12 protein-coding genes are annotated in these 14,509 nt (G+C 36.4%); 7 read left to right on the top strand and 5 right to left on the bottom strand.

Going from position 1 to position 14,509, the window contains the following annotated elements; genetic code table 11:
• Positions 1-111: 111 nt before the first annotated feature.
• The 4 genes from fdhD to I5818_RS02360 form a co-directional block, all read right to left on the bottom strand.
• Entirely contained in the window at positions 112-912 is an 801-nt protein-coding gene (gene fdhD, locus I5818_RS02345; RefSeq protein ID WP_078109354.1) for a formate dehydrogenase accessory sulfurtransferase FdhD, read from the bottom strand.
• Positions 913-986: 74 nt separating this feature from the next.
• Positions 987-3,338 carry an FdhF/YdeP family oxidoreductase gene (locus I5818_RS02350; RefSeq protein WP_078109353.1) on the bottom strand — a complete coding sequence of 784 codons (2,352 nt, stop codon included), beginning with the start codon at positions 3,336-3,338 and terminating at the stop codon, positions 987-989.
• Between the two features lie 34 nt (positions 3,339-3,372).
• Positions 3,373-4,638 (bottom strand): L-lactate MFS transporter, encoded by a 1,266-nt coding sequence (locus I5818_RS02355; protein ID WP_078109352.1) that lies wholly within the window; start codon positions 4,636-4,638, stop codon positions 3,373-3,375.
• A 741-nt stretch (positions 4,639-5,379) separates the two neighbouring features.
• Positions 5,380-5,844, bottom strand: coding sequence for a hypothetical protein (locus I5818_RS02360; protein WP_139358051.1), 465 nt, complete (start codon positions 5,842-5,844; stop codon positions 5,380-5,382).
• A 179-nt stretch (positions 5,845-6,023) separates the two neighbouring features.
• Here I5818_RS02360 and I5818_RS02365 point away from each other — a divergent pair, with 179 nt between their 5' ends.
• The 6 genes from I5818_RS02365 (at position 6,024) to I5818_RS02390 (ending at position 13,066) form a co-directional block, all read left to right on the top strand.
• On the top strand, positions 6,024-6,944 hold the full coding sequence (locus tag I5818_RS02365; RefSeq protein WP_078109351.1) for a DUF1002 domain-containing protein: 921 nt from the start codon (positions 6,024-6,026) through the stop codon (positions 6,942-6,944).
• Between the two features lie 461 nt (positions 6,945-7,405).
• Positions 7,406-9,088 (top strand): peptide ABC transporter substrate-binding protein, encoded by a 1,683-nt coding sequence (locus I5818_RS02370; RefSeq protein ID WP_235813314.1) that lies wholly within the window; start codon positions 7,406-7,408, stop codon positions 9,086-9,088.
• A 68-nt stretch (positions 9,089-9,156) separates the two neighbouring features.
• Positions 9,157-10,086: an ABC transporter permease gene (locus tag I5818_RS02375; protein ID WP_071977190.1), complete on the top strand. Its 930-nt coding sequence runs from the start codon at positions 9,157-9,159 to the stop codon at positions 10,084-10,086.
• A complete protein-coding gene (locus tag I5818_RS02380) occupies positions 10,086-11,015 on the top strand; it encodes an ABC transporter permease (protein ID WP_071977189.1) in 930 nt (309 codons plus the stop codon). The genes I5818_RS02375 and I5818_RS02380 overlap by 1 nt, the downstream gene beginning before the upstream one ends.
• 35 nt (positions 11,016-11,050) lie before the next feature.
• Complete coding sequence (locus tag I5818_RS02385) at positions 11,051-12,052, top strand: ABC transporter ATP-binding protein (protein ID WP_058004056.1); 1,002 nt, start codon at positions 11,051-11,053, stop codon at positions 12,050-12,052.
• A 12-nt stretch (positions 12,053-12,064) separates the two neighbouring features.
• Positions 12,065-13,066: an ABC transporter ATP-binding protein gene (locus I5818_RS02390; protein ID WP_078109350.1), complete on the top strand. Its 1,002-nt coding sequence runs from the start codon at positions 12,065-12,067 to the stop codon at positions 13,064-13,066.
• Between the two features lie 169 nt (positions 13,067-13,235).
• Here the strand turns inward: I5818_RS02390 and I5818_RS02395 are convergent, their stop codons facing one another.
• Positions 13,236-13,502 carry a hypothetical protein gene (locus I5818_RS02395; RefSeq protein WP_071977187.1) on the bottom strand — a complete coding sequence of 89 codons (267 nt, stop codon included), beginning with the start codon at positions 13,500-13,502 and terminating at the stop codon, positions 13,236-13,238.
• A 330-nt stretch (positions 13,503-13,832) separates the two neighbouring features.
• On the opposite strand from I5818_RS02395, the gene I5818_RS02400 reads away from it, so the two are divergent.
• On the top strand, positions 13,833-14,498 hold the full coding sequence (locus I5818_RS02400) for an SOS response-associated peptidase (protein ID WP_071977186.1): 666 nt from the start codon (positions 13,833-13,835) through the stop codon (positions 14,496-14,498).
• Positions 14,499-14,509: the final 11 nt, after the last annotated feature.

A 14,509-nucleotide genomic window follows, 5' to 3' on the forward strand; every position in this document is an offset into this window, starting at 1 on the left:
TATTTCAGACGGCTTTTTTGAAATATGAGAAAGTATAAAAATTAATACAGTGTCTAAAGTAAAGTCGATCCCGATATAATGTTTGAGACAATAGCTTTATGAAAATTAAATCTATAGCTGCGCATGATTTAAGATAATTCGCTCAGGGTGGGAGTATACGTTTAATTGATTTTGTCTAATAAATCCTACCATCGTAATGCCTAAATCATTTGCAAGGTCAATTCCTAATGTTGTAGGAGCAGATTTGGAAAGAATAATTCCTATGCCTATTTTTGCCACCTTTAATAATACTTCAGAAGAAAGACGACCACTAAAGGCGAGGACTTTATCTGCTCGGGGCATCTTCTTTTGAAGACAATATCCATAAATTTTATCAAGTGCATTATGTCTACCAATATCGGTACGACTAATGATTAATTCATCTGAAGTACATAGTGCCGCATTATGGACACCGCCTGTTTGTTTGAAATCAGTTGATTGTTCTTGCATTAGTTTCATTAGATGAAAGCATTGATCGATGGTTAAGGTGGTAGTCCTTTGAATCGTCTTTGCTGTTCTTGCATCATTATGAAAGTAAAATTGTCTGCTTTTTCCACAGCAAGATCCAATAAAACGTTTCGAATAGAAATCCTTATTAATAGATTGCTTGTTTTTTAAATTTATATAGGCAAATCCAAGACTTTCATCGATAGAAAGATGCTCAATATCAGAAGAGAGTCGTATTAGACCTTCTGCCGCTAGAAACCCTATAACGAGCTCTTCTAGATGGGTGGGGGAGCAAACCATCGTCGCAAATTCCTCTCCATCAATGATAATCGTTAAAGGAAATTCAATGGCGATATTATCCTGTATATTTGTTAATGTTCCATCATTATATTTAAGTGTCTTTGTGTGTGTAATGATATTTTTCATGGCACCCCCTCTTTCCCTTAAATTGTATAAATGTGTATCCCTTTAACTGAAAGTATGCCAGGCGAGGAAGGGCGTTAACTAATTTCCATTTCCAAATCTTCAATTCGCTTTTCAATGTATTTTGTATCTTTATGGGCATGATAGGTTTCTGCTTTTTCCACAATAACAGCTGTATTATACTCAGGTATCCCTGCATATTCTTCATACACGCCCTTTGGAATAAGAACATTACCTTCAGGCCAGAAGAGTAGAAGATTTCCTCGTTTCGTATCCGCAAATTTGGCACGACCGTGAAAATATCCATATTGATTGAATAGAACAATTGCTTCACCTTCGGATACATTTAAATCAGCTGCGTCCTCTGCATTGATGAGCACATCATAACGGTCTGCCGCGTTAAAGGAATCAGTTTCATTGTAAATCATTGAATTAAATTGCTTCCCTCGACGTGTAGTCACATAAAAATGTCCTTGTGGCTTTCGTAACTCAGGGAGTTCAATGCTTAACAAATGTCCACGTCCATCCTCAGTAGGACATACTCCATCTTCGCATAACCAGGCACCACCCCATTGGAAAACATCGCCTTTTTCCTTTAAATATTGAATTCCATCATAATTTGGGTTGGCTACTGCAATTTCTTTACGTATTTGCTCGGCAGATGTGAAATTTAAATATTTCGTTGCTTCTGGTTTAATCCGAGAAGCTAAATCAACATAGATTTCCCATTCTGAACGGGCTTCCTCTATTCGTGGCCCTTTAATTTCTGGGGAGAAGTAGACCATCCGCTCAGTAGATGTAGATGTACCACCACCTGGTTGTTCATAACGTGTCATTGCAGGTAAAACAATAACCTCTTCTTTTGCTTCAACTAACGTGGATGTATTGAAAATAATATCTTGATGAACGCGAAGTTCTACATTGGATAAGCATTCTCTGACGAACGTCGGATCGGGCATCGTCTCTAAGAAATTTCCACCTGAGGTGTAGAATACCTTCAATCGTCGCTCGTGGTCTTCAGGAAGCATGGCATTTTCAATCGAAACGCCAACAATATCACCTTGCCATTTAGGAATTTCAAAACCCCATATCTTTTCAAGGCGTTCAATATTCTTTGCATCAAAATCTCCACCAGGTAAGACAAAAGGATCGGCTCCCATTTCACCAGAACCTTGAACCCCTGAATGACCACGGATTGGCATAACACCACAATGTTCACGACCAATGAAACCACGGAGCATCGCTAAATTGGCGACTTGTGAAATATTATCCGTCCCAAATCGATGCTGTGTTAAGCCCATAGACCAGACAAATACAGCACTTTTGGCGTTTGCGAGTAACTGTGCAAATTCCAGCATTCTTTGTTTCGAGAGCCCAGAAGAATGTTCCAATAGCTCCCAGTCTTGCTTTGCTATATGCGCTTTGAGTTCTTCTAAACCAATTGTGTGCTCGTTAACAAAACGGTGATCAATAGCAGATCCTACTTCTTTTTCTTCCATCTCGAACCAATGCTTCATCACCCCATTCATAAAGGCGATGTCTCCACCGATATTCACTTGATAAAAATCATCAGCAAGCTTTGTCCCGAATAAGGCAGAATCAGGAATAGAAGGTACCCAATAGCCATCCATAGCAGGTTCACGGTATGGATTAATACATATAATTTTCGTTCCTTTTCTTTTGGCTGCATACATATACTTTGTCGAAACTGGCTGGTTATTTGCTGCAACAGATCCCCAAAAGATAAGAACATCGGTCCCAATCCAATCTTGATAATTACAACTCGATGCACCAATACCAAGTGAGCGTTTCAAGGCAGTTTTACTTGGTGAATGGCAAATCCTCGACGCATTGTCTATATTATTCGTGCCTAGAAATCGAGCCATTTTGCCTGCAGTGTAATATACCTCATTTGTTATCCCTCTAGATGTTAAGAAAAAGGCAAGTTGTTTTGGATCAATGGTTTTTATTTTTTTGGATATTCGGTTTAATGCATCATCCCAAGAAATTCGAGTGAACCTTTTTTCTCCTTTTTTTCTTGAAAGGGGATAGGGGATCCTACCTAGTTTTCTAAGGTCTGCACTGCTAAACTTTTGTAGTTCGTCTATATCACTATGAATAATAGATTCTTTCATTGCAGGCATCGTGTTTAAACGAAGAACATTTAAACGTGTTGTGCAAACATGGGGACCTGTCAAAGTTTGATCTCTTAGACCAGCTACCCCTAATGCACATCCATCACATACTCCCTGTGTTAGTATCCTTGTTGCGTAGGGAAGATTGTCACGATTTTCCCAGACGACCTTCATCGTATCTCGAATATGCTTTGGTTTTATTTTTCCAAGACCAAAAGGAATAGGACTGACCCAAAGCTTCGGATCAGGTGTTTTTGGTAGTTTAATTGGACCTTGATGTTTTGTTTTTCCCATTTTATCCACCTTTCCTTCTTATTTGTGTTCAAGTTCATGCGGTTTTTGTCGTTGATTGTTGTATCTTTTTCTCTCTTAGCTTTTTAATATCAATACGAATAATTAAGGAGATAATAAATGCGATAATGAATAATCCTGAGAAAAAAGTTAAGCTATTTGCGTAGGTTCCAGTAATATCCTTAATCCAGGCAGCAAATAATGGTCCGGCTAATCCAGCTGCTGCCCAAGCGGTTAAAATATATCCGTGAATAGCACCTAATTGTTTGGTTCCAAATAAATCACCTATGAAGGCAGGAATGGTAGCAAAACCACCACCGTAGCATGTGTAAATAATCGCTAGCATGATTTGAAACATAATGGAAATAGTCGTATGTGGGAGAACAGCGAATAAAATAATTTGTAAAACAAAGAAGGTTGTGTACGTATTCGCACGTCCGAAATAATCTGAGATGGATGCCCAGCCTAAGCGACCAAAGCCATTGAATAAACCAAGGATTCCAACAAGTGCAGCTGCTTCCGTTGTTGTTAGCCCGATACTTTCCTGAGCTAGCGGCTTAGCTGCAGAAAGAATGGCAATTCCACAAGTTGTGTTAATAAATAGCATGAACCATAAATAATAAAAACGTGCCGTTTTTATCGATTCATTTGCAGTTAATTGAGATAGATCGGTAGTCACCCGAGCTTTTTTTCGCCTATTTTGCTCCGAAAATCCTTTAGGCTTCCAATCCTCTGCAGGCTTTTCAAGATAAAGTGAAGATAATGTCATAATGATAAAATAGCCAATACCTAGGATGAAGAACGCATTAGCGGTTCCCAATCCTTTAATAAGTGCATCCATGATCGGACTACTAATCGCAGCGGCAAAGCCAAATCCCATAATAGCAAGGCCAGTTGCAAGGCCACGGCGGTCAGGGAACCACTTTACTAAGGTGGATACAGGAGTGATGTAGCCAACACCTAAACCAATTCCCCCTAATACTCCATAAAAAAGATAAAGTAATGGCAAGGATCCGGCATGAACAGCAAAACCAGAACCGAAAACACCAATTCCAAAGAAGATGGATGCAAGTAATCCCGCTTTCCGTGGCCCATGTTTTTCTACAAAATGACCTAAAAATGCAGCAGAGAGACCTAAGAAGAGGATGGCAACACTAAAGGTCATTTGTACCTGACTGGCAGACCAGCCAAATTCTTGAATTAATGGATTGGTAAAATTGCTCCAGGCATATACAGAGCCGATGCAAATATGAATCCCAACTCCAGACAAGGCAATCAACCATCTGTTTTTTGTCTTCTTCACAAAATTCCTCCCTTGTTTTTATATAGAATGGCCATGTTCTATTTGTATGTTATTAGTACATGTATCTATGAAGGAATGTTGAACAATGACTTCATTCATTTTTCAATGTTCAATAGACTAGTAAAGAAGAAAAGAATCTTCGAATGATTTAAATATTATATAAATCTATTGTAACAAGATAGCGCTTACAAACAACTCTTTTTTATTAGTATTTTGTTAGAGAAAAAAAGTGTAGCGGTTTTTTTGTAGTGTGTAGCTCTTTTCCCAGAGAATAGAAAGGTGAAGCGGTCTTATTAGTAAAAATTTTTCATAAATAGCAAAAATATAAGGGAAAAGAGCATAAATAAATTTTCTTCGTAATGATTGTAGCTTTTGTAAAAGCCCAACTGCCGGCTTTTACCCGTAAAAAAGGGTGAAGCGGTTTTTTTGTAGTGTGTAGCTCTTTTCCCAGAGAACAGAAAGGTGCGGTGGTCTTAATAGTAAAAACTATTCATATATAGCAACAATATTTGGGAAAAGAGCATAAATAAATTTTCTTCGTAATGATTGTAGCTTTTGTAAAAGCCCAACTGCCGGCTTTTACCCGTAAAAAAGGGTGAAGCGGTTTTTTTGTAGTTTGTAGCTCTTTTCCCAGAGAACAGAGAGGTGAAGTGGTCTTATTAGTAAAAACTTTTCATATATAGCAACAATATTTGGGAAAAGAGCATAAATCAAGCCACTAGTGAGAGGATACTAATGGCTCTACTTTTCATAGGACCAGAGAATGGTCCATTTATCTTTATTTTCTGCTACGTATACATTTTGATGGATGGTGAAATTTCCGAAAGTGCTTTTAAATGTTTGCGTAATAGGAACTTGATAAACATTTTTTAGTTTAGGACTCTCTTTGGAAAATCTCCAGCTTTTCAGATGCTTTGCTTTTCCTACTGTATAGCTAAATGTTTTTACACCAAAGTCCTGCATGAAAACGTGGGCTCTCTTTTGGATGTAATCATCTTGACTGAATTTTTTCTTCATCAATGGATGGAAGAGAATCCATGAACCACCGAAGTTTCCTGATTTTTCATATTGATAAAAGTCATCTACTAAACTAGTCGCACGGTCCTTTGCTGATTGAGAAAAGATGACATATAATAGTAGGCAAAACAATATAAAGATGCTAATGAAGACAATCATTTTTAAAAGAGGTTTTCTTTTTCTTCTCATATATTTATCACCTATTAATAAGTTATGCAGGCAAATAAAAAATATGATGATTTGTCCATTAGTAAAAAAATGAAACAAAAAAGAATAGAAATCCGTCTTATATAATAGTGTGTCTTATAAGGTTATAGATAACAAACCTTATAGGAGGATCACTCTGAAAATAAAAGGAGTAGAAAATGATGATCAAACGAATAAGTAAAATAATCCTAGTTGCTATTTTTCTGTTTGGGATTGGATTGAATAGTGTTGTTAAGGCATCTACAAATGATAATAGTGATAGCATAAATGAAAAGTTTGGTGCACCTATTGTTGTATACGGTGAAAAATTATCAGCAGACCAAAAACAAAAGGTAAAAGAGCTATTAGGCGTAAATGATAGTAGTCAGGTAAATGAGGTTACAGTGACGGTTGATGATCTTGTTAAATATATTAACGGGGATCCCCACTCAAACTTGTATTCTTCAGCAAAAATTACTAGAAAAGAAAAGGGTGAGGGGCTAGCTATTTCCATCGTTACACCTGATAATATTACAGAGGTAACGGAAGAAATGTATGCGAATGCGTTATTAACTGCAGGAGTAGAGGATGCAAATGTTGAGGTTGCTTCTCCTGTCAAGGTAAGCGGCCATTCTGCTCTTGTAGGAATTTATAAAGCCTATGATAAAGGTGGAGGAGATCTTAACAAGGATCGTATGGAAGTCGCTAATGATGAGCTAGACTTGGCTACAAATTTAGCAAAAAAAGAAGGAATGGATCAAGAAAAGGTTACCCAGCTTTTAACGGAAATTAAACAGGCAATAGCAGATCAAAACCCTGCGACGAAAGAAGATATTGAAAAAATAATTGATGAAAAGCTAAAATCATTAAAAATTGAGCTAAGTCCAAAGGATCGTGAGCTTCTCGTAAAATTATTTGATAGAATGAGAGATCTTAACATCAATTTTGATAATATGAAAAGTCAGCTAGGGGATATTGCCAACAATATTAAGGAAAAATTAAAGGATGTAGCTAGTGATAAAGGATTTTGGCAAGGAGTTGCAGACTTTTTCAAAAAGATATTTCAAGCAATAGCTGATTTCTTTAGTAATTTATTTGGATAAAGCAATAGAGAGTTTTTGAAAGAGACAGGTCATTCTGCATAATTTCTATGCAGGTGAGCCTGTTTTTTGTTTTATAGGCCTATTGTACTTCTTTAATATATATTGAATATGACTAGTTTACTAGAAAGGGAACGTGAGATAACCATAATTAATTAAATATTTCATCTTTATGCAATTTTCAACAAAATTTGAATAAATTATTGACAGATAATTTAAAATTGAGGTATATTTTGAAATATCATAGGATAAAAAATAATCAAAATTTTTTATCCTTTTATGTAGTTTGCATGTTTGAAGCGCTTACAATAAATGGCTATTTATGATATATTTCGTCTTCCGTAAAGTTTTTTGAGAAAAATTTTTCGACCATCGGAATACAGACGAAAGAATTCTAATAGTTTTATATTGGGCATGTAGACTCATAACTTTAGAAATACCTAAAAAAATAGGGGGGAAAGAGCTTGAAGAAAAAGTCATATTTCTCATTTTTTGCGGTTTTCCTAGCAGCTATGCTTTTACTAGCAGGTTGTTTCGGTGGGGAAGAAGCATCGAAATCAGGTGATGGTGATAGCGGCAAGAAAAAGGAAGAAAACGCAGGACCAAAAGTACTTCATTTGAATAATACAGAAGAACCTGGTGCGCTTCATCCTGGTAAAGCACAAGGAACTCATGACTCATGGATTTTAGAGGGAACATTTGAAGGATTAACAAAGAAAACACCTGAAGGAAAAATTGTAGACGGAATGGCAAAAGAAGGTTGGGAAATAAGTGAAGATGGTAAGACCTACACATTCCATCTTAAAGATGATATTAAATGGTCAAATGGAGACCCAGTAACAGCGGGTGACTTCGAATATGCATGGAAGTTTGCTTTAAATCCTAATACAGCAGCTGATTATGCCTACCAACTTTACTATCTTGAAGGTGGAGAGGAATACAACAGTGCTGACATCAAGAAATTATCAGCAGATGAGTTAAAAGCGTTAGAGGACAAAGTAGGAGTAAAAGCACTTGATGATAAAACATTAGAAGTAAAATTGAAAGAAGCAACACCGTATTTCATTGATTTAACATCTTTCTATACGTACTATCCTGTAAATAAAAAGGTACAAGAAGCAACACCTAAATGGTATACAGAAGCAGATACATTTGTATCTAACGGACCATTCAAGTTAACTGAGTGGAAGCATAAGGAAAGCTTAAAGCTAGAGAAGAATGAAAATTACTATGATAAAGATAAGATCAAGCTTGATGAAGTAGACTTTGCTGTTATCGATAATGAATCAACAGCATATCAAATGTATCAAAACGGCGAGTTAGACATGGTTTATCCATTACCACAAGATGTTTTACCTACTCTTGATGGGAAGAAAGAATATCATAATGGACCAGATCTATCTACTTACTACTACAACTTAAATACAAAAGTTAAACCATTAAACAACGTAAAAGTAAGAAAAGCAATTTCTATGGCTATCGATCGTAAATCTATTGTTGAAAATGTTGCTCAAGGCGGACAACAACCTGCTTATTCTGTTGTACCACCAGGAATTCCAGAAGGAGATAATGGTGATTACCAAGAAAATGGCGGAGATTTATTTAAAGAGGATCTAAAGGGTGCAAAAGCGCTTTTAGAAGAAGGACTTAAAGAAGAAGGTATGGATAAAATGCCTAAATTCTCCATCCTTTATAATACAAACGAAGGACATAAAAAGATTGCTGAAGCCGTTCAAGCAATGTTAAAGGAAAACTTAGGTATTGAAGTACAACTAGAGAATGTTGAATTCCAAGTTAAACTTGATCGTGAAAAAGCTGGAGAATATCAAATGTCACGTGCAGGTTGGGTTGGAGACTATGTAGACCCTATGACATTTATGGATCTTTGGGTAACTGATGGTGCATATAATGATGCTGACTGGAGCAATAAAGAATATGATCAACTGATCAAAACTGCTAAAACATCTATGGATACAGAAACTCGTATGAAAGCAATGCATGATGCAGAAAAAATCCTAATGGATGAAATGCCAATTGTTCCAATCTATTTCTATACAAAACCTTATGTCTTAAAAGAAAATGTTAAAGGTTTCTTTACACCTATTAACAGATACCCTCAATACATCTATGCAGATATTGAGAAGTAAAACTATGAAAGCAGTTGGTATGTCAACAAGACATACCCCTGCTTTTTCTTAAGAGAGGGTGAATATGCATGCTAAAATATTCTATAAAAAGATTAGTAATGGCACTCATTACAATCTGGGCAGTTATTACCATTACCTTTTTCATTATGCATAGTATTCCTGGAAATCCATTTGCGAAGGAAGGGGTAATGCCAAAAGCCGTTTTTGATAATCTTCAAGCCTATTATAATTTGGACAAGCCTTTAGTTGTTCAATACTTCTTATATTTAAAAGGGCTATTACAATTTGATTTTGGACCTTCATTAAAGTCACAATCCATTACTGTTAACGATTATATTCGAACAGGATTTCCAATTTCCTTACATTTAGGATTGCAGGCAATGGTCATCGCCATTCCTTTTGGGATCATTTTCGGAGTTATTGCTGCTTTATTTAAAAACCGTTGGCCTGATTATCTTTCTATGATTTTAGCGATTTTAGGAATCTCTATCCCAAACTTTATTCTAGCAACAATTTTAATTAACTACTTCGCTGTTGAATGGAAATTGTTCCCTGTTGCTCAATGGAAATCATGGGCACATACCATTCTACCTTCAATATCTTTAGCTTTAATGCCGATGGCTTATGTTGCAAGACTGATGCGTTCAAGTATGCTGGAGGTGCTCGGGCAAGATTATATATTAACCGCAAAGGCAAAAGGCGTAGGAAAAAGCATGGTTATTATTAAACATGCCATCCGAAATGCGATTCTGCCTGTTACTACTGTGTTAGGAATATTAATTGCCAATGTTGTTACAGGTAGCTTTATTGTTGAGAATATCTTTGGTATCCCAGGGATGGGTGAAATGTTCGTAAAAGGTATTTTCAATCGGGACTATCCTGTGATACTGGGCTCTACAGTATTTTATAGTGCGATTCTTATCTTGCTGATATTCATTGTTGACATTGCTTACACATGGATCGATCCAAGAATTAAAGTTTCGGGGGAGAGCAAATAATGGCAAATGACTTAAAATTTACTGAAGAGATGTTTTTACCAGCAGAAGATAATTTTAAAGAGGCCGAAAAAATTTCCCGACCGACTACTTCTTATTGGTCAGGCGTATGGAGAAGATTAAAAGCAAATAAATTAGCTTTAATTGGCCTGATTATTATTGCTCTGTTAATAATTATGGCAATTATCGGTCCACATTTGAATGGATATAAATATGATGAAATGCATCTAGATCAAAAGAATTTAAAACCAAGTGCTGAGCATTGGTTTGGGACAGATACATTGGGACGAGATTTATTTACTCGTGCATGGTCAGGAGCAAGAATATCATTGTTTATTGGTCTCGCAGCAGCTGTGATTGACTTTATTATAGGTGTTATCTATGGAGGAATCTCAGCATTAAGAGGTGGGAAAACAGATAATATTATGATGAGAATTGCTGAAGTATTGTATGCGATTCCATATCTGTTAATGGTTATTTTAATCATGGTTGTATTCCCGGAAGAAGGACGTGGAATGTTTTCCATAATTGTCGCCATGACCATTACCGGCTGGATACAAATGGCTAGGCTAGTTCGTGGACAAGTATTACAATTGAAAGAATTTGAATATGTTCATGCCTCTCAATTAGCAGGAGGTAAAACGTCTTGGATATTAAGAAAGCATATGATCCCCAATACAATGGGACCCATTCTCGTTAATATTACATTAACAGTTCCGACAGCAATTTTCGGTGAGGCAACACTTAGTTTCTTAGGGTTAGGTATTCCAGCACCACAAGCTAGCTGGGGAACATTGGCAAGTGATGCACTTCAAAGCATTCTGATAGGAAACTTCTATCAACTCTTAATTCCAGCAATCTTAATTTCGTTAACCATGTTTGCTTTTAATGTCTTTGGAGATGGGCTAAGAGATGCACTTGATCCGAGATAAAAAGGTCAAATATGAAGGTAAAGGAGGATATCACCATGGGTAATTTACTAGAAGTTAAAGACTTACATGTTTCCTTTGGGACCTATGCAGGTGAAGTCCAAGCGGTTCGTGGCGTTAGTTTTGAAGTGAAACATGGGGAAGCAGTTGGTATTGTTGGAGAATCAGGATGTGGAAAAAGTGTAACGGCAAAATCGATTATGAAGCTATTGTCTACACCACCTGCTAATTATAAAAGTGGATCGATTATATTCAATGGATCAGATATGATTCCAAAGAGTGAAAAGGAAATGCAAAAAATACGTGGAAATGAAATCAGTATGATTTTTCAGGATCCGATGACTTCTTTGAATCCAACAAGTAAAATTGGTAATCAAATTATGGAGGCAGTCCTGCAGCATAATAAGATTCCTAGAAAAGAAGCGAGAGAAGTTGCCAGGAAAATGCTTGAACTAGTTGGTATACCACAACCTGAAAAAAGATTAGACCAGTATCCACATGAATTTTCCGGTGGTATGAGACAACGGGCAATGATTGCTATGGCACTTGCCTGTCGCCCGAAATTATTAATTGCTGATGAACCGACAACAGCTTTGGATGTAACTATTCAAGCACAAATTTTAGAGTTAATGAAGGATCTACAACAAAAAACGGAAACTTCTATTATATTAATCACTCATGATTTGGGTGTCGTTGCGGAAATGTGTGACCGTGTAATCGTTATGTATGCTGGAAAAGTGGTAGAAACGGGAACGGTTGAAGAAATCTTTGAAAAGCCACAGCATCCGTATACAAAAGGACTGTTAAAGTCAGTCCCTAGACTGGATATGGATAAAAAAGAACCACTTGCTCCAATTATTGGGACACCACCAGATCTGTTAGATCCACCGAAGGGTTGTTCATTTTATGCAAGATGTGAAATGGCAATGAGGATTTGTAAAGATTATTCACCTGAGCTAGAAGAGGTTGATAAAGGACAAACAGCTGCCTGTTGGCTTCATCATCCAATGGCGACGATGAAAAAGGCAAGCGGGAAATAGGGAGGAGAAAAGATGAATTCGAAAACAATGGAAGCCAATCAAACAAACGAGACGAGCACTCTTACTCCTCTTATCGAAATCAAAAACTTAAAAAAGTATTTCAATATTGGTGGTCAACCATTGAAGGCAGTGGATGATTTAAATTTAGACATTTATCCAGGAGAAACAGTTGGGCTTGTAGGTGAAAGTGGTTGTGGAAAATCAACAGCGGGTCGCACGATCATTCGTTTATATGAGGCAACTGAAGGGGAAGTTCTTTATAATGGAAAAAATATTTACGATAATAATAGCAATGAAATGGCGAAAATTCGCAAAGATATTCAACTGATTTTCCAAGATCCATATGCTTCCTTAAATCCACGAATGACTGTAGAAGAAATTATTGGTGAACCACTAACCATTCATGGAGAATTAACTGGAAAAAGGAAACGTGAGCGTATCCTTGAATTATTAAAACTAGTCGGCTTGAACCCTGAACATATCAATCGTTTTCCACATGAATTCAGTGGAGGGCAACGTCAACGGATTGGAATTGCTCGTGCACTTGCATTAAATCCTAAATTTATCGTATGTGATGAACCAATTTCAGCTCTGGATGTTTCAATCCAAGCCCAAGTTGTAAACCTGTTAAAAGATTTACAGAAAAGCATGGGTCTTACCTACTTATTTATAGCCCATGACCTTTCAATGGTAAAATATATTTCTGATCGTATCCTTGTTATGTATTTAGGAAATATGATGGAGCTTTGTGAGAGTGAAGAACTCTATGAGGAGCCACTTCACCCATACACTCAGGCATTATTATCGGCTGTACCAATTCCAAATCCGAAGTTGAAACGGGAACGGATCGTGTTACAAGGAGATGTTCCAAGTCCAATCAATCCACCAAGCGGTTGTGTATTTCGAACTCGCTGCCGCCACGCAATGGACATCTGTGCACAGAAGAAACCAGACTGGAAAGAAGCAAAGCCAGGACATTTTGTAAGTTGTCATCTTTATAATGATAGTAAATAGGTTATTGAATGAATAAAAAGCTGAGAGAATGTTTGAAATTAGATTCTCTCAGCTTTTTTAGGTTGTGTATCATTTGAGCAGGTTATAGAATAAGGGGATTTTTTATAAAGGACAAAAGCACTAAAGAAAGTCAAAAAATGCTCTTTAGGATTTAATTGACCCATGATCCTTAAAATATAATAATGGATAGTTGTACAGCAATAAGGCCTAAAGAGATAATAATAGACAAAAGACTGCGTACTCCAGATTTCCAATCCTTAACTGAAAATAAGCCTATTATGCTGAGATAGAATGTGATTAGTGATAATATAAAGGTAATGTATAGTGGATGAATGGCGGTAATTGTAGCGGGAAAATCAAAAAGATAAACAAACGTAAAAAGAAGTATGCTAATGAATGCTAATAAAAATGAATATAGATTTATTCGTACAGTCATAGAAAAATCCACCTTTCATAAATAAATTGTCTATTTTGTGTCTAAAATATGTATATTTAATGAATATTCGATAAGTTATTTGTAAATCCTCTATTTTCTAGAATTTTTTTGCTAGTAAATTTGAGGCTGCAATCTCTGTAAGACCTGCTAGAGTCCTTTATTGGTAGTAAAAGCGGGTAGTTGGGTTTATACAAAGGCCACAAACTATACGAAAACAGCCTTAGTAAAAGAATGTGGCTTGTTTTTTTCAGGTTGCAAACTATCCGAAAAGTGTCTTTCAAAAAAAAGAGCAAATAAGTTAAAATAAGTTGGGTGCACAGGAGGGATTGTATGTGCGGTCGTTTTAATTTGTATTCAAATATCGATATTTTATTGGATCAGTTTGAGCTTATTAATGGTGATATGTTTGAAATTTTACCTAGATTTAATATTGCTCCAAGTCAGGATGTTTTAGCGGTTATAGAAGGGGAAGATGGAAGGCGAGGCGGGTATTTACGTTGGGGGCTTATTCCATCTTGGGCGAATGATCCAAAAATTGGGTATAAAATGATTAATGCTAGGGCGGAAACAATCCATGAAAAGCCAAGCTTTAAACGATTGCTAGCAAGGAGACGATGTTTAGTAATAGCTGATGGTTTTTATGAATGGAAAAAGGATGGAAATAAGAAGCAGCCATTTCACATTTTTTTAAAAGATAAACAACCATTTGCTTTTGCAGGACTCTGGGATCGCTGGATTCAAGCAGGTGAAATAATACAAACATGTACAATCATTACGACGGAGGCCAATGAATTGATGGCTGATATTCATGATCGAATGCCTGTTATTTTAACAAAGGAGTCAGAGCGGCAATGGCTTGATCGTAAAATTCAGGATGAAGACCAATTAAAGTCTTTATTAATCCCCTATGATTCAACTGCAATGGATATATATCCTATTTCTGAATTTGTTAATAGCCCCCGAAACGAAGGAATCGAAATATTAAACTCACTTTAATGTAAAGGTAG

This window comes from Heyndrickxia oleronia, from assembly GCF_017809215.1.
Lineage (GTDB): Bacteria > Bacillota > Bacilli > Bacillales > Bacillaceae_C > Heyndrickxia > Heyndrickxia oleronia.